At 39.6% G+C, this 17,475-nt stretch carries 16 protein-coding genes; all 16 read left to right on the forward strand.

Annotation, left to right across the window (positions count from 1 at the left end; translation table 11 throughout):
- Positions 1-27: 27 nt before the first annotated feature.
- The 16 genes from KVT27_RS02105 to trmD all read left to right on the forward strand — a co-directional run bounded on the left by KVT27_RS02105 (position 28) and on the right by trmD (position 17,382).
- Positions 28-1,176, forward strand: a complete 1,149-nt coding sequence (locus KVT27_RS02105; protein WP_217580587.1) for a M20 metallopeptidase family protein — start codon at positions 28-30, stop codon at positions 1,174-1,176.
- Positions 1,177-1,343: 167 nt separating this feature from the next.
- Positions 1,344-3,389, forward strand: a complete 2,046-nt coding sequence (gene recG / locus KVT27_RS02110; protein ID WP_036123926.1) for an ATP-dependent DNA helicase RecG — start codon at positions 1,344-1,346, stop codon at positions 3,387-3,389.
- Positions 3,390-3,519: 130 nt separating this feature from the next.
- Positions 3,520-4,092 carry a transcription factor FapR gene (fapR, locus tag KVT27_RS02115; RefSeq protein ID WP_025113910.1) on the forward strand — a complete coding sequence of 191 codons (573 nt, stop codon included), beginning with the start codon at positions 3,520-3,522 and terminating at the stop codon, positions 4,090-4,092.
- Between the two features lie 2 nt (positions 4,093-4,094).
- Positions 4,095-5,087, forward strand: coding sequence for a phosphate acyltransferase PlsX (gene plsX / locus KVT27_RS02120; RefSeq protein WP_036123928.1), 993 nt, complete (start codon positions 4,095-4,097; stop codon positions 5,085-5,087).
- Between the two features lie 18 nt (positions 5,088-5,105).
- Positions 5,106-6,059 (forward strand): ACP S-malonyltransferase, encoded by a 954-nt coding sequence (gene fabD, locus KVT27_RS02125; RefSeq protein WP_217580589.1) that lies wholly within the window; start codon positions 5,106-5,108, stop codon positions 6,057-6,059.
- Positions 6,052-6,798 carry a 3-oxoacyl-[acyl-carrier-protein] reductase gene (fabG, locus tag KVT27_RS02130; protein WP_036123934.1) on the forward strand — a complete coding sequence of 249 codons (747 nt, stop codon included), beginning with the start codon at positions 6,052-6,054 and terminating at the stop codon, positions 6,796-6,798. Before fabD ends, fabG begins: the two co-directional genes overlap by 8 nt.
- Before the next feature lie 58 nt (positions 6,799-6,856).
- Positions 6,857-7,093 (forward strand): acyl carrier protein, encoded by a 237-nt coding sequence (acpP, locus tag KVT27_RS02135; RefSeq protein WP_008181678.1) that lies wholly within the window; start codon positions 6,857-6,859, stop codon positions 7,091-7,093.
- A gap of 396 nt (positions 7,094-7,489) precedes the next feature.
- Positions 7,490-8,254 (forward strand): ribonuclease III, encoded by a 765-nt coding sequence (gene rnc, locus KVT27_RS02140; protein ID WP_012293239.1) that lies wholly within the window; start codon positions 7,490-7,492, stop codon positions 8,252-8,254.
- A gap of 3 nt (positions 8,255-8,257) precedes the next feature.
- Entirely contained in the window at positions 8,258-11,833 is a 3,576-nt protein-coding gene (gene smc / locus KVT27_RS02145) for a chromosome segregation protein SMC (protein ID WP_036123937.1), read from the forward strand.
- A gap of 2 nt (positions 11,834-11,835) precedes the next feature.
- Complete coding sequence (gene ftsY / locus KVT27_RS02150; protein WP_036123942.1) at positions 11,836-13,110, forward strand: signal recognition particle-docking protein FtsY; 1,275 nt, start codon at positions 11,836-11,838, stop codon at positions 13,108-13,110.
- 340 nt (positions 13,111-13,450) lie between these two features.
- A complete protein-coding gene (locus KVT27_RS02155) occupies positions 13,451-13,786 on the forward strand; it encodes a putative DNA-binding protein (protein WP_012293242.1) in 336 nt (111 codons plus the stop codon).
- A 12-nt stretch (positions 13,787-13,798) separates the two neighbouring features.
- A complete protein-coding gene (ffh, locus tag KVT27_RS02160) occupies positions 13,799-15,157 on the forward strand; it encodes a signal recognition particle protein (protein WP_036123945.1) in 1,359 nt (452 codons plus the stop codon).
- Positions 15,158-15,251: 94 nt separating this feature from the next.
- The gene (gene rpsP / locus KVT27_RS02165) at positions 15,252-15,524 is read left to right on the forward strand and encodes a 30S ribosomal protein S16 (RefSeq protein ID WP_004269411.1); all 273 of its coding nucleotides are present in this window, start codon (positions 15,252-15,254) and stop codon (positions 15,522-15,524) included.
- 15 nt (positions 15,525-15,539) lie between these two features.
- The gene (locus KVT27_RS02170; RefSeq protein WP_004269410.1) at positions 15,540-15,773 is read left to right on the forward strand and encodes a KH domain-containing protein; all 234 of its coding nucleotides are present in this window, start codon (positions 15,540-15,542) and stop codon (positions 15,771-15,773) included.
- Positions 15,774-16,129: 356 nt separating this feature from the next.
- Positions 16,130-16,645 carry a ribosome maturation factor RimM gene (gene rimM, locus KVT27_RS02175; protein WP_036123948.1) on the forward strand — a complete coding sequence of 172 codons (516 nt, stop codon included), beginning with the start codon at positions 16,130-16,132 and terminating at the stop codon, positions 16,643-16,645.
- Positions 16,645-17,382 carry a tRNA (guanosine(37)-N1)-methyltransferase TrmD gene (gene trmD / locus KVT27_RS02180; RefSeq protein WP_036127685.1) on the forward strand — a complete coding sequence of 246 codons (738 nt, stop codon included), beginning with the start codon at positions 16,645-16,647 and terminating at the stop codon, positions 17,380-17,382. Before rimM ends, trmD begins: the two co-directional genes overlap by 1 nt.
- Positions 17,383-17,475 lie beyond the last annotated feature (93 nt).

Raw genomic sequence — 17,475 nt, forward strand, 5'->3', positions numbered from 1 at the left:
TTAGGGGCATATTAAAGGAGTTTTTTTATGGATATCACTAATTTGAAATGTTTGACAGAACAAGCAATAGAAGATCGTCGTTATCTTCATCAATATCCAGAGCTGTCAGGCCAGGAATATGAAACATGTCAATTTATTCGCAAAAGATTAGAGCAACTTCAAATAAAAATTTTGGATTTTAATCCTCCAAGTGTAGTAGCTATGGTTGAAGGGACGAAAGGTAGGAAAACAATCGCCTTACGAGCGGATATAGATGCTCTACCAATAGTAGAAGAAGGTGACAAGCCCTATATCTCTCAACGACCAGGTATAGCACATATGTGTGGTCATGATGGCCATACAGCTATCCTATTAGCAGTTGCTGAGTGGATTTCGATGAATAAGGAAAAGATAGAACCGAATGTCATACTCATATTCCAATCAGCCGAGGAAATTACACCAAGCGGGGCAGATTTTTTAATTCAGAATGGTGTTCTAGAAGGTGTTGATGCAATTTTTGGTATTCATTTATGGCAAGGCTTAGAAAAAGGGAAAATAGGCTTAACATATGGTCCTATGATGGCTTCTGTCGATGATTTTGAAATAGAAATTCAAGGATATGGTGGGCATGGCTCCATGCCGCATGAAACTGTGGATCCTATTTATATTGCGAGCCATGTTATGCAATCTTTTCAAAGTATTATCAGTCGAAATTTAAATCCCATTGAGGCAGGCGTTATTACTGTAGGTAGTATTCAAGCTGGTACGACTTATAACATCATTCCAGACTCTGCAAAATTAATTGGGACGATTCGTGCATTGACACCTGAAACAGTCCATACCATCCAAGCAAAGATGGTGAAATTAACAGAAGGAATTTGTGGTGCCTTCGGTGCACAAGGGAAAATCGACTTTATTTTAGGGACGCCTCCCCTTATTAATGATTCTAAGGAATCTCACTTTGTGGGATCTATTGTTCGAGAAAACTTTGGGGAGAATGTATTTAAACTTGTTGATCCTGTAATGGGTGGAGAGGATTTTGCTTACTATCTAAAACATAAACCTGGCGCGTTTATCTTTGTAGGCATGGGGGGAGAAAAAAGCAAATATCCACATCATCACCCGAGGTTTGATTTAGATGAAGATGTATTCCCGGACGCGATTAAGCTTTTTATTGAAATTATTATGAATTATTAAGCGTGATGAACAGTCCATATGCATAACCCTATCAGTTAGTGGTAGGGTTTTTGCTAATGATTGTTTATTTACGGCAACGAATGGATTTTATGATACATTGGATAGAGAGAGCTAGGAAGGCTACATAGAAAAAATGTTAAGAATCAATGAAGGGAGTTGAGAGATAAGTGACTGATTTAAATAATCCTGTTACCGAATTAAAAGGTATTGGGAAAGAAACAGCAACGCATCTTGAAACACTAGGCATTGACACGATTGCTGATTTATTATGGACGTTTCCACATCGTCATGAAGATTTTCGTTTGAAGGATTTAGCACAAACACCGCACAATGAGCGTGTTACAGTCGAATGTAAAGTAGAACGTGAGCCGACCGTCTTATTTTTAGGCCGCAATAAATCACGTTTACAGGTAACCGTTTTGGCTGGCCGCCACTTAGTGAAAGTGGTGTTTTTTAATCAAGGCTACTTAAAACAAAAACTTATACCCGGCTCTATTATTACTGTGACGGGGAAATGGGATCGTGGGAGACAGGTCATCAATGGCACAACGGTGACATTTGGCCCTAAAACCGATCAAGTAGACTTTGAACCTGTCTATAGCCTGAAAGGTTTGATTCAACAAAAAAGATTTCGGAAATATATGCGACAAGTATTGGACGATTATGGCGCTAATTTGCCGGATGCTATTCCACAATATTTGCAGGATTCCTATAAGCTTGTGCCTATACAGGAAGGCTTGGAGGGTATTCATTTTCCGCTAGATGCACAACATGCTAAACAAGCGAGAAGACGTTTTGCTTATGAAGAGCTATTAAATTTTCAATTACGTATGCAGGCGTTACGTAAGGTACGGAAGGAAAATGAACAAGGAACTGTCATTCAATATGATGTGCATTTGCTACGTGAATTTATCGCAGCGTTACCGTATGAATTAACCAATGCTCAAAAACGTGTTGTCAATGAAATTTGTAAAGATTTGAAGGAGCCACATCGAATGAATCGCTTATTACAAGGTGATGTAGGTTCGGGGAAAACAGTGGTGGCAGCTATAGGTCTATACGCTGCAGTATCAGCAGGTTTTCAAGGGGCTTTAATGGCACCAACAGAAATTTTAGCAGAGCAACACTTGGAGAACTTGCTAGAATGGTTCCAACCATTTGGCGTTCGTGTAGCTTTATTATCTGGTTCAACCAAAACGAAGGAGCGCCGTGTTATACTAGCAGACTTGGCGAATGGAGAGCTCGATATTGTGATCGGTACACATGCCTTAATCCAGCCTGATGTTATTTTTAAAAATCTAGGTTTTGTTATTACCGATGAGCAACATCGTTTTGGTGTTGAACAACGTCGCATCTTGAGAGATAAAGGGGAAAACCCGGATGTGCTCTTTATGACAGCCACTCCAATTCCGAGAACACTTGCCATTACAGCGTTTGGGGAAATGGATGTGTCGATGATTGATGAAATGCCGGCAGGACGTAAGCAGATTGAAACCCATTGGATGAAAAAAGAACAATTCGGTTCGGTTATATCAAAACTAGAAGGAGAGCTAGCCGCTGGAAGGCAGGCCTATGCCATTTGCCCTCTTATTGAGGAATCAGATAAACTGGATGTTCAAAATGCAGTTGAAATCTATGAGCAGCTAGCAACATATTTTACTGGACGCTATCAAGTTGGTCTAATGCACGGACGTTTATCCGCAGATGAGAAGGATGCTGTTATGCGTGCTTTTAGTGATGGGTCCATACAGGTTTTAGTTTCTACGACAGTCGTTGAGGTAGGGGTGAATGTACCGAATGCTACATTTATGATTGTCTATGACGCTGAACGCTTTGGTTTAGCACAATTGCACCAGCTACGAGGACGTGTAGGACGAGGTGAACATCAATCCTATTGTATTTTACTGGCTGATCCTAAGTCTGACGAGGGGAAAGAGCGGATGCAGTCTATGACAGAAACAAATGATGGTTTCCGCTTAGCTGAGAAAGACTTAGAGTTGCGAGGACCAGGGGATTTCTTTGGACGTAAGCAAAGTGGTCTACCAGATTTCAAAGTAGCTGATTTAGTACATGATTACCGGATTCTTGAGACCGCTCGAAAGGATGCTACGACGATGCTTGAAACCGATGACTTTTGGTATGGTGATGACTATCGATACTTGCGCGAAATGTTAGAAGATTCTGGCGTTTTGCAAGGGGAGCGCTTTGATTAATAAGTGTACGAAGATTCATGCGGAGAATGCAGGACTTGATTTCAAAACAAGTCTTGCATTCTTTTTTTAACCTCTATATACTGATATTAGTACCAAGTGCTAATAACAACTCAAAAGGTGGCGAATGATGTTGAGACGAACAAAAAAAGAACGACAGCGACTACTATCTGAAACGATAGCTGAAAATCCATTCGTCACAGATGAACAGCTAGCAACACAGTTTCAGGTAAGTGTTCAAACAATTCGTTTAGACCGTATGGAATTATCCATACCAGAATTACGAGAGCGTATTAAAGACGTCGCTTCAAAAAACTATGAAAATGAAGTGAAATCTCTACCGATTGATGAAATCATCGGGGAAATTGTTGATATTGAATTAGATAATCGAGCACTTTCGATTTTTGATGTGAAAGAAGAACATGTTTTCCAGCGCAACGGCATCGCACGTGGACATCATTTGTTCGCGCAAGCAAACTCCTTAGCGGTAGCCGTTATTAACGATGAACTAGCATTGACAGTCCATTCTACTATTACGTTTGTGAAACCTGTTCGTGCTGGAAATCGTGTTATTACAAAAGCGATTGTTGTCGGACGAGATGATAAAAATCATCGGACAAAAGTCGAGGTAACATCTACTGTTAATGGTGAAACCGTTTTTGTTGGTGAATTTGATATGTACCGTACGAAAGGTAAAGGTGAGTAATAATGAAATTAGCGCTTGATGGAATGGGTGGAGACAATGCTCCAAAATCAGTAATTGAAGGTGCACTTTTAGCATTAGAGCAAATTCCAAATTTAGAAATTCAATTATATGGACAGCAAGAGAAGCTTGAGCCATTTTTAAAACAACATGATCGATTAACGATCGTACATTGTGAGGAAGTCGTTGAAGGAACGGACGATCCAGCACGTGCAGTTCGTAGAAAAAAGGATTCTTCCATGGCGCGCATGATGGACGCAGTGGATGAGGGTAGAGCAGATGCTTGTCTGTCAGCAGGAAATACTGGCGCTTTAATGGCAGGTGGTTTGTTTAAAGTAGGTCGTATTGAGGGAATTGCCCGACCAGCTCTAGCTACAACATTACCAACACTTGATGGGAAGGGCTTTTTAATGCTTGATTTAGGTGCAAATGCAGATGCCCGACCAGAACATTTAGTGCAATATGCTATTATGGGCGATATTTATGCGAAGAAAGTTGGCGGCTTACAAAAACCTAGAATCGGTCTATTAAATATCGGTACAGAAGATAAAAAAGGAAATGAATTAACAAAAGCAGCCTTTGATTTATTAAAGGAAGCGGATTTGAATTTTATTGGTAATGTAGAGGCACGTGATTTACTTGAAGGAGTAGCTGATGTTGTTGTTACGGATGGCTTTACAGGAAATATGGTGCTGAAGTCAATTGAAGGTACGGCAGGTGCTTTATTTTCCATGTTAAAAGAGGCGTTTATGTCTTCAACAAAAACGAAGATCTCAGCTGTTCTTATGAAAAATAATTTACGTGACTTAAAACATAAAATGGACTATACAGAATATGGTGGTGCAGGCTTGTTTGGCTTACAAGCACCCGTTATAAAGGCGCATGGATCATCTAATGCGAAAGCGATTTTTAGTGCTATCCGCCAAGCAAACACAATGGTAGAACATACTGTTATTTCGACAATTACAGAGACAGTACGCCACATAGAAATTGATTAGACAAAGGGGACTATTCAAATGACGAAAATTGCATTTATTTTTCCAGGACAAGGTTCGCAAGTAGTAGGAATGGGGCAAGAGTTTGTTGAAAATACTGCGGAAAGTAGAGCCTTCTATAATCGTGCAGATCAAGCTCTTGAATTGGAGCTATCTAAGCTTATGTTAGAAGGTCCAGTAGAGGAATTAACATTAACATATCATGCTCAGCCAGCACTACTTACTACTGGGGTAATGGTAGCAGAGAAGCTACGTGCAGCAGGAATTCAACCTCATTATGCAGCAGGTCATTCTCTTGGAGAATACGGCGCATTGGTCATAGCGGGTGTCATGTCCTTTGAAGATGCAGTGAAGACTGTGCATAAACGTGGGCTATATATGAATGAAGCTGTACCTGCTGGACAAGGTGCTATGGCAGCCATTTTAGGTATGGAATTAGAAGCGTTAAATGAAGTAACTGAGCAAGTGTCAGCTGCAGGGGAACCTGTGCAGGTAGCCAATGTTAATTGTCCGGGGCAAATTGTTATTTCAGGTACAAAAGAGGGTGTAGAGAAGGCATCAAGTGCGGCAAAAGAAGCTGGGGCTAAGCGTGCTATACCATTAGTTGTAAGTGGTCCATTCCATTCTGAGCTAATGCGACCTTCTTCAGAAAAGTTGGAAGCGGCGTTGGCGAATGTTACTTTAGCTGCTCCGCAAATTCCTGTTGTAGGGAACGTTATGGCGAAGGAGTTAATGGATGTTCCAGCCATTCAACAAGAGCTTGTTGAACAGGTTTATAGTGCTGTACAATGGGAGGCCTCTATGCGCGAAATGATTGCACAAGGTGTGGATGTCTTTATTGAATGTGGCCCAGGTAAAGTATTAAGTGGTCTCTTGAAAAAAATCGATCGCTCTGTTACTGCCTATTGTGTCTATGATGAGGCATCGCTAGAAGCGGTTTTAGAAGCGTCAAAGGAGTGGTCAATCAATGCGTAAACTTGAAGGAAAAGTAGTTGTTGTAACAGGAGCTTCACGAGGAATTGGTCGTGCTATAGCATTAAAACTTGCTGACGAGGGTGCAAAAGTTGTCGTGAACTATAGCGGCTCGCAAGCAAAAGCTGAAGAAGTGGTTGCTATAATTCAAGAGGGCGGTGGCGAGGCAATTGCTGTACAAGCTAGCGTTTCTCAAACAGAAGAAGTGACAGCCTTAATGGATACTGCTGTGAAAACATTTGGCTCCCTTGATATTTTAGTGAATAATGCTGGTATTACAAGAGATAATTTACTTATGCGCATGAAGGAAGATGAATGGGATGATGTATTAGATACAAATCTTAAGGGTGTTTTCCTATGTACCAAAGCGGTAACGCGCCAAATGATGAAGCAACGTGCTGGTCGTATTATCAATATTTCATCGATTGTTGGCGTAGCCGGAAATGCGGGCCAAGCAAACTATGTTGCAGCTAAAGCAGGTGTTATTGGGTTAACAAAAACAACTGCGAAGGAATTAGCGTCACGTAATATTTTAGTCAACGCTATTGCACCTGGCTTTATTGAAACTGAAATGACTGATCAGTTACCAGAAGATATTAAACAAGGGATGTTAACACAAATCCCACTTGCGAAACTAGGGCAGCCGGAAGATATTGCTAAGGCAGTCGTTTTCCTTGCATCTGAAGACGCTAACTATATGACAGGACAAACACTTCATATAGACGGTGGTATGGTCATGTAATTTGAATTAGGCATAGGCGCTAATTTTTTGTATAATCATTTGAGGGGAGGTGAATCATTTGTCTACAGTATTAGAACGCGTAACAAAAGTAATCGTGGACCGTTTAGGTGTTGAAGAAAGCGAAGTAACACTTGAAGCTTCTTTCCGTGATGATTTAGGTGCTGACTCATTAGACGTAGTTGAGCTTGTAATGGAGCTTGAAGACGAATTCGATATGGAAATTTCTGATGAAGATGCTGAAAAAATCTCAACAGTAGGTTCTGCAATTTCATACATCGAAAGTAAAATAAACTAATTTCGTTTATACTTTATTTAGCAGAAATTTATCACCCTTATAGGTGTAATGGTTATCGTAATTATACAAATGGTATGGATGATTGGTTGAATAAAGGAGAAATAGTTTACTGCTTTTCTTTACAGTGAAGCAGATCTAATAGACAAGATGTATTCAAAGGGGGCGAAATAGATCGGTTTACGATCTATGGACGTCCCTTTTTTGTGTCAATTATACAGTGGATTTATCTCTCGAAGATCGATTCGGACGCAAATGTGCCAAGGCTTCATTGAATTTGGAAATGAATTTTCTAAAAATTTCCCAAAATATTGTGTTTATGCCGAAATACTTTTGCATAAACGCTTTGAAAAAGGTACACTAAAACGGTAGAAACTATTAGGAAGGCAGATTTGTTCAATGGCTATGAAAAGAAAAGGAACTATGCAGAAATCTGGCGTACTTCCTGAAAAAGTACGCAATCAATTCGAGCTTTTACAGCATGAATTAAATATCACATTTATTAATAAAAATTTATTGTATCAAGCATTCACGCATTCATCTTATGTGAATGAGCATCGCCGTAAGTTATTTACGGATAATGAGCGTCTTGAATTTTTAGGAGACGCAGTACTTGAACTGTCTGTTTCTAAATATCTTTTTGAGAAATACCCGAATATGAGCGAGGGTGAGTTAACAAAGTTACGAGCATCCATTGTTTGTGAACCATCTCTAGTTATTTTTGCGAATGAACTAGGCTTTGGTCGCTTTGTTTTACTTGGAAAAGGTGAAGAATTAACAGGTGGACGGGAACGCCCAGCACTACTTGCAGATGTGTTTGAGTCATTTGTAGGTGCCCTATATTTAGATCAGGATTTACAAACGGTCGTGTCATTTTTAGAACGTATCGTGTTCCCAAAAGTAGAAGTCGGTGCTTTTTCGCATGTGATGGATTTTAAAAGCCAATTGCAAGAAATGGTACAGCAAACGAATAATGGACTTCTTCATTATGAAATCATTGATGAAAAAGGTCCTGCACATAATCGTACCTTTGTATCAAGTGTCTTACTGAACGGACAAGAGCTTGGTATAGGTCGAGGAAAATCGAAAAAAGAAGCCGAGCAGCAAGCTGCACAATGTGCGATGCGAATGATGCGAGAAGAAGCTGCGAAAGAGGAGGCTTAAAAGATGTTCCTAAAACGACTAGAAGTGATTGGCTTTAAATCATTTGCGGAGCGCATTGGTATTGATTTTGTACCCGGTGTTACAGCAGTTGTGGGACCAAATGGCAGTGGAAAAAGTAATGTCACAGATGCAATACGGTGGGTACTTGGTGAGCAATCGGCAAAGTCGTTACGTGGATCAAAGATGGAAGATGTAATTTTTGCAGGGAGTGACTCTCGGAAGCCACTTAACTTTGCAGAGGTAACACTAATACTAGATAATACCGACGAGCAACTTGCTTTTTCCTATACAGAAGTAAGCGTAACAAGACGCGTATACCGTTCAGGTGATAGTGAATATTTATTAAATAACCAGCAGTGTCGCCTGAAGGATATTACGGACTTGTTTATGGATTCAGGGCTTGGAAAAGAGGCATTTTCTATCATTTCACAAGGTCGTGTCGATGAAATTTTAAATAGCCGACCTGATGACCGTCGTTCGATTTTTGAAGAGGCAGCTGGCGTATTAAAGTATAAAATAAGAAAGAAAAAAGCAGAGCATAAACTTGTTGAGACAGATGAGAATTTGTATCGTGTATTAGATATTCTCCATGAATTAGACAGTCGACTTGGACCGCTAGAAATGCAAGCATCTAGTGCAAGAGACTATGTACAAATGTCTACTGAGCTAAAAGATTTTGATATTGCCATACTTGTGCATGATTTTAAAAATTGTGCACAGTCTTTGCGTGCGCTTAAAGAAGAGTACACAAACCTATCTGAGATAGAGCAAAAGCAAGCTCAAGATATTGCTACTTTCGATAAACAGACAACAAATATTCGGAAGTTATTAAAAGAACTTGATGAATATTTGGATGTTTCTCAAGCGGACCTAGTCAATGCCACAATGGAGGTAGAACGTTGGGATGGACGAAAGGCGCTAATGGCTGAAAAGCGTCAAAATGCCTCCAATCAATTACAGCAGCTGAATACGTCATTACAAGAGGCCAAAGCAGAAGTAGAGGCACTGTTTATGCAGGAGCAGGAGAAAAAAGACGTATTCTCTGAAAAACAACAAGCTGTGTCGGTGCTAAAACAAAGCATTAAACAGTTAGAGCAATCTTTAAATCGCTCCGTAACAGAAATCGAACAAGAAATTGAGGAGCAAAAAAACCGATATATCGATTCGTTGAATGAAGAAGCAACTATCAAAAATGAGTTGAAAAATATCGATCAGCAGTTGGCTCAACAAAAGGCTATGGCAACACGAATGTCCGACCAAACTGATGAAATTGGGCAAGAGCTTATGCAAATTATTGCTGAAAAAGAACAGCTAGTAGCTGCACATACTTCAACAACAAATGACCTACAAGAAAAGCTAGAACAATATGAAGCTTTACAAATACAGTTAAAAAATGTTAATTCTACCTTTACTGAAAAGCAAGATATGCTATATAAGGCTTATCAGCATCAGCAGCAACTAAAAGCTAGAAAAGATACGTTAGCGGAGCTTGAAGCTGACTTTTCAGGGTTTTTCCAAGGAGTTAAAGAAGTGCTGCTTGCACGAGATAAAGATGAATTACAAGGTATTGAGGGTGCTGTAGCTGAATTAATTCAGGTTGAGGGGAAATACTCACAAGCGATAGAAACGGCGTTAGGAGCCGCCTCTCAGCATATTGTTACAACTAATGAACGCCATGCCCAACAGGCTATTCATTGGCTAAAGCAAAAACGAGCTGGGCGTGCTACTTTTTTACCAAAAACCGTCATGAAATCACGTAAAATCAATTTAGCGACTATCCAATTAGCAACTGAGCACCCAGCATTCATTCGGATGGCGGATGCGTTAGTGACTTTTAATGAAGATAATCGAACGATTGTTGAAAATCTTCTAGGCAATGTCATTGTTGCAGCAAATCTTGAAGGGGCAAGTCAAATTGCGAGATTATGTGGGTTCCGTTATCGAGTAGTTACACTTGATGGAGATATTGTTAATGCAGGGGGCTCATTGACGGGTGGTGCCCTGAAACAGCAATCTTCACTCTTTACAAGAAAAGCGGAATTAGATGGTTTAATTCTTAAGCTAGAGTCATTGCAAGCCTCCATTTATGGTGCAGAACAGGCTGTTGCAACGGAAAAAGAAAAGCTAGCAACACTTCGAGATCAAGTAGAGCTATTGAAGCTTGAAGGGGAGCAATTACGAAAAGATGAGATGCAGCAGGCAGGACGTTTACGTGAGCTAGAGGCTGTTGAAAAAAGCTTATCGGCTAGAGTAACCTTTGCCTCGACTGAAACACAGGATGTTAAAACACGAGAAGAATCATTATTGGCTCAAAAGCAAGAAGCAGAGGAACGTTTAAGCGCGCTTGCAGGAGAATTAATCGAAATCAATGAAACCGTTGAGCAATTAAGTAGGGTTAAGCTACAAAGTGAGACAGAAAAAGATGTATTACGTGAGCAATTGGCAGAAAAACGCTCACAATTAGCTGTTATGCAAGAACAAATGTCACAAGTTCAAATTGCTACGGCTGACTTAGCCCTACAATTAAACAAAGCTCAACAAAAAGTTGAAAATATTTCTCAGGAAATATCATGGCTCCAATCTGATGAATCGACAAATTATTTAAGTGATGAAGAGGTCGATGAACAGGTGTTGACGTGGAAGACCAGAAGAGATGCGCTACAAGAGACGATTTCTCAGAAAAAAGAGGAAAAAGTAGGGCAACAGGATGAACTTTCGTCGTTAGAGGCTCAGCTGAAGGAATTACAACGTATCCATAAAGGGTATCTTGAAGCGATTCGTGCAAATGAGTTGAAAAGAAATCGTGTCGAATTCGAAATGGACAATTTCACAGCTCAGCTAGAGGAAAATTATCAGTTAACATTTGAAGAGGCAGAAGAAGAAGCACAGGCTATAGAAGATGAGGAATTTGTACGTCGACGTGTTAAATTGCTTAAAAAATCAATTGAAGAGCTAGGCCCTGTTAATTTAGGCGCAATTGAAGAATATGAAAGAGTACTTGAACGACACACTTTCTTAACTGAACAGCGTGAGGATTTACTTGCAGCGCAAGAAACATTGCATGAAGCCATTAAAGAAATGGATGAAGAAATGACAATGCGCTTTAGCGAAACATTCTATGCGATCCGCGAACAATTTAGACGAGTATTCCGTGAATTGTTTGGTGGAGGGCAAGCCGATTTAGTATTAATTGATCCGGAAAATTTACTAGAAACAGGTATTGACATTGTTGCTCAGCCTCCAGGGAAAAAATTACAAAACTTAAGTTTGCTTTCTGGTGGTGAACGTGCGCTAACGGCGATCGCTTTATTATTCTCCATCTTAAATATAAGACCTGTCCCATTCTGTATTCTCGATGAAGTGGAAGCTGCCTTAGATGAAGCAAATGTTGTGCGCTACAGCCAATATTTGAAGAAATTTAGTGGTGAAACACAATTCATTGTCATTACACATCGTAAAGGAACGATGGAGGGAGCAGATGTCCTGTATGGTATAACTATGCAGGAGTCAGGCGTATCGAAACTTGTATCAGTAAAATTAGAAGACGAACCCGTACTTGCGGAGCAAAGGAGCAAATAAGGATGAGCTTTTTTAAACGTATAAAAGATAAATTGATGGGGAATCCAGCGGACGAAGAAAAACTAGAAGTCACTGAACATGATTTAGATTCTCATCCACAGGCATTAGAAGAAGGCGGTGAACCTGCCACTACTGAGACTGTTGTTGAAGAATCTTCTGAGCAATTCTCACCAATTGAAGATACTACAGAATCCGAACAAACGTCGGACATCGAAGGTACACAGGATTTAGAGCCGCCTTCTCTAATAGAGGAAGAAGAACAGCTAGAAGTACAAATTATTGAGGAACAACCAACTGGGGAGAAAAAACCTTCAGCTTGGTCTATTACGCAAAAATTTAAAGAGGGCCTTGAAAAAACACGTAATTCCTTTACATCGAAGGTGAACGACCTTGTTGCGCGTTATCGTAAAGTGGATGAGGATTTCTTTGAGGAATTAGAGGATCTTTTATTACAAGCCGATGTTGGTTTTGAAACGGTCATGGAACTTATGGATAAATTACGTTTCGAGGTACAACGTAAAAACATAAAAGATACAAATGGAATCCAAACTTTAATTTCTGAAAAGCTTGTAGAAATTTATGAGCAAGGTGAAGAAGATTTAATTGAATTAAATATGCAGCCTAATGGTGAGCTGACAGTCATCCTATTTGTTGGGGTGAATGGTGTAGGGAAAACAACAACAATAGGTAAACTCGCTCGTCGTCTCAAGTCCCAAGGCAAAACAGTTGTTTTAGCTGCGGGTGATACATTCCGTGCAGGTGCTATCGATCAATTACAAGTGTGGGGAGATCGTGTAGGCTGTGAGGTTATTAAACAATCTGAGGGCTCTGATCCAGCGGCAGTTATGTATGATGCAATTCGTGCTGCGAAAAATAGAAAAGCAGATGTGTTAATTTGTGATACAGCTGGACGCTTACAAAATAAAGTGAATTTAATGAACGAGCTTGAAAAGGTACATCGTGTCATTTCCCGTGAAATCCCGAGTGCTCCACATGAAGTATTATTAGCGTTAGATGCAACAACAGGTCAAAATGCCCTTGTTCAAGCACAAACATTTAAAGAGGCAACAAATGTGACAGGTATCGTTTTAACAAAGCTGGACGGTACAGCTAAGGGCGGTATTGTGCTAGCAATCCGTAACAAATTACACATTCCTGTTAAATTTGTAGGTCTTGGGGAGAAAATGGACGATTTACAGCCATTTGATGCAGAGCGATACGTCTATGGATTATTTGCTGATGGTTTAGATAAAGAATTACAAAATAATGAAGAATAACAGTGAAATGCGCAGTGTCATTTTATCTTGATTTAGCATTCATCTCCTTCATGTATTGGAGGGGATGAATGTTTGTTTTGTTTTTTATGGATTTTTCATTTTAGGTTAGACTTGCCATGTTTACATTAAGAAATGTGATACCAATCCACTGAGTGAAATGGAGTAGAAACGCTCGACTGTGATCAGTTGAATTGACTTGTTGGAAAAAGTCATACTAGCTACAGGAAAGAAATGCCCAAAAGTAAGTAAATTAGACTTTTAGACAAGGAGATTACCTTGACACAGACGGGCGCTTTTCGTTATGATACAAATGACTAAATAGCGGGAGGAGAAACATTCGATGCTACTTGAAAAAACAACACGCATGAACTTTCTCTTCGACTTTTATCAAGCATTATTAACAGATAAGCAAAGAAGTTATATGGAACTATACTATTTGGATGATCACTCACTAGGTGAAATCGCTGAATCGTATGGTGTATCACGCCAAGCTGTCTACGATAATATTCGTCGAACAGAAGCAATGCTTGAGGAATATGAAGAAAAATTATGTTTACTTGAAAAATTTCAACAACGTACCCAAATGCTTTCACAGCTAACAATGGGGATAACAGAACAAAGTATGACAGCTGAAGAGCAGTTAGCGCTTATCGAACAGCTGAAAGAATGGGATTAGGAGGCGAAAGCAATGGCTTTTGAAGGATTAGCGGAACGACTCCAAGGAACGATCCAGAAAATTAAGGGCAAAGGGAAAGTATCGGAGCAAGACGTCAAAGAAATGATGCGTGAAGTCCGATTTGCTTTAATTGAGGCGGATGTTAACTTAAAAGTAGTCAAGGAATTTGTAAAAAAGGTTAGTGAACGCGCTGTTGGTGTTGATGTTATGCAAAGCTTAACACCAGGTCAACAAGTTATTAAAATTGTACAAGACGAATTAACAGAATTAATGGGTGGCGAGCAAAGCCCAATTAAATTTAATACGAAGCCTCCAACTGTTATTATGATGGTCGGCCTCCAAGGGGCAGGGAAAACGACAACTACAGGTAAATTGGCAAATGTACTACGGAAAAAATATAATCGTAAACCATTGTTAGTGGCAGCTGACGTTTATCGTCCAGCAGCTGTTCAACAATTAGAAACATTGGGTAAACAACTTTCATTACCAGTTTTTTCGTTAGGCACTGATATTTCCCCTGTAGAGATTGCACGTCAGGCAATTGAAAAGGCAAAAGAAGAGCATCATGATGTCGTAATTATCGATACGGCTGGTCGTTTGCATATCGATGAGGATTTGATGCAAGAATTAAAAGATATTCGCGCATTAAAAGAGCCAGATGAGGTCTTCCTTGTTGTCGATGCAATGACAGGTCAAGATGCTGTAAACGTAGCAGAAAGCTTTAATGAGGCTATTGGTATTACAGGGGTTGTGTTAACGAAACTTGATGGTGATACTCGTGGTGGTGCGGCTTTATCTATTCGTTCTGTAACGCAGAAACCAATTAAGTTTGTCGGTATGGGCGAGAAAATGGATGCGCTAGAACCTTTCCATCCTGAGCGTATGGCGTCTCGTATTTTAGGTATGGGAGACGTTCTATCGCTGATCGAAAAGGCCCAAGCCAATGTAGATGAAGCAAAAGCCAAAGAGTTAGAAGAAAAATTCAAGACTCAAACCTTTACATTTGATGATTTCGTAGAGCAATTACAGCAAGTTAAAAAAATGGGACCTCTAGATGAAATTTTAAAGATGCTCCCTGGTGCAAACAAAATCAAAGGCTTAGATAATGTCAAAGTTGACGATAAGCAAATGGGGCGTGTAGAGGCGATTATTTACTCGATGACGCCTGCTGAAAAGACGAATCCTGAATTGATTAATGGCAGCCGTAAAAAGCGTATTGCTAAAGGTTCAGGGACTTCTATTCAAGAGGTGAATCGTCTGATTAAGCAATTTGATGAAATGAAAAAAATGATGAAGCAAATGACTGGGATGGCTAGTGGTAAGGGCAAGAAAAAAATGAAATTACCAGGCTTTGATTCATTGTTTAAATAATAATTTTTAGGTGTTAAGAAAAAACACTTTACAAACAACCTAAACATTGATAATATACTATCTTGTGTGAAACTTATTCGGAGGTGCTATTAAAATGGCAGTTAAAATTCGCTTAAAACGTATGGGAGCTAAAAAATCTCCTTTCTATCGTATCGTAGTTGCAGACGCTCGTTCACCACGTGACGGTCGTCAAATCGAAACAGTTGGTACTTACAACCCACTAACTCAACCAGCTACTGTAAACATTGATGAAGAGAAAGCTCTTAAATGGTTAGCTGACGGTGCAAAACCATCAGATACAGTACGTAACCTGTTCTCAGAACAAGGTATCATGGAGAAATTCCATAACCAAAAATTCAGTAAATAATCGGGGGCGACGTCTTTGAAGCAGCTGATTGAAGCAATCGTTTTACCGTTAGTCGATTATCCAGAAGAAGTTCGTATTGAGACGGATGAAAATGCAAATCGAATTGTTTATAAACTTTTTGTTCATCCAGAGGATCGAGGGAAAGTCATAGGCAAGCAAGGGCGAGTAGCGAAAGCGATTCGTACAATTGTTTATTCAGCGGCAGGTAGTCACCATCAAAAGAAGACCTACGTCGATATATTGGATTAATAGAAAAGATTTTCGCGCTCTTGCAATGAGTACAATTGAGTCCTGATAGGTGTGTTTACATGTCGCTTAGGAGTTCGAAGTGGCCTTTAGCATGAAGCGTAATATCTGGACTAAGAAGGAGGGAGCTTGTAGGTTCCTTCCTTTTTTTCTTTATTTCGCCTAGAGTTGTTCTTTTTATTTTGGACAAACAGGGCATATAGCTTGAACAAAGATTACAGCTAGAGACAATTGATTATATTAATATGGACGAGACAATTGATTGTCTAGGCTGAACCTACATTCTTCCAAAGTGAATTTAAGTAAGAGAATGAATGCAATGGGAGAGAGTAGTACGTTTTTAATGAGGTGATAGTTGAATGGAATGGTTTAATGTAGGTCGTATTGTCAATACACACGGTATTCGAGGAGAGGTGCGTATATTATCGACAACAGACTTTGAAAAAGAACGTTTTGCGGTAGGGAATAAGCTTGCTGCCTTTAAAAAGGACGATAAAAAGCCAACTTGGGTAACGATTCAATCTGTACGTCGTCATAAAAACTTTATTTTATTAACATTTGAAGGTATGAATAACATCAATTTGGTCGAGCCGTTTAAAGAAGGTTTGTTAAAAGTGACAAAAGATCAAATGACTGACGATCTCCTTCAAGAAAATGAATTTTTTTTCCATGAGATTATAGGTTGTACAATTGTTTCTGAAGAAGGCGAAACAATTGGTGTTGTGAATGATATTCTACAAACAGGTGCTAATGATGTATGGGTGGTTAAAGGCTCAAAGAAAGAGCATTATATCCCTTATATAGAAGATATCGTGAAAGATATTGATGTGGTTGAGAAGAAAATTGTTATTCACGTAATGGAAGGTTTATTATGATGAATATCCATGTGCTGAGCCTTTTTCCCGATATGTTCTCAGGTGTTTTCGGGGCTTCTATTTTAAAGAAAGCTCAAGAAAAAGATGCGGTCAAGCTAGAGGTAACCGACATCCGTACATTTTCGGGCAATAAGCACAATCAAGTTGACGACTATCCATATGGTGGTGGAGCAGGCATGGTTTTAAAGCCTGAGCCGATGTTTAGCGCTGTAGAAGCAATTTGTGCAGGAAAACAACCACGCATCATTTTAATGTGCCCTCAGGGAGAAAGATTTACCCAAAAAAAAGCAGAAGAATTATCACAGGAGAAGGAATTAGTCTTTTTATGTGGTCACTATGAAGGCTATGATGAACGTATACGCCAGCACCTTGTAACAGATGAAATTTCTATTGGAGATTTCGTTTTAACAGGTGGAGAACTAGGGGCAATGACGGTTATCGATAGTGTTGTACGCCTATTACCAGGTGTATTAGGGCAAGAAGATTCACATATACAAGATTCCTTTTCAACTGGTCTCCTAGAGCATCCTCATTATACTCGACCAGCAGAATTTCGAGGAATGAAGGTGCCAGATGTTTTATTATCGGGCAATCACGCAAAAATTGAGCAATGGCGTGAGGAGCAATCGTTGAAAAGAACCTTTGAACGTCGTCCTGATTTACTCGATCAATATCCTTTAACTGACAAGCAAAAATTGTATTTAGAAAAACTTAAAAACAATCAACAAGATGCTTGATTGCCTAATATATTTATGATAACATTTAAAATGTACTTCTATGTGAAGTACTGAATTACGGTGTTCCGCTGTGGCATAGATTGCGTGCAAGAG

Origin of the sequence: Lysinibacillus sp. GbtcB16, assembly GCF_019091145.1 — a bacterium.
GTDB classification, from domain to species: domain Bacteria; phylum Bacillota; class Bacilli; order Bacillales_A; family Planococcaceae; genus Lysinibacillus; species Lysinibacillus fusiformis.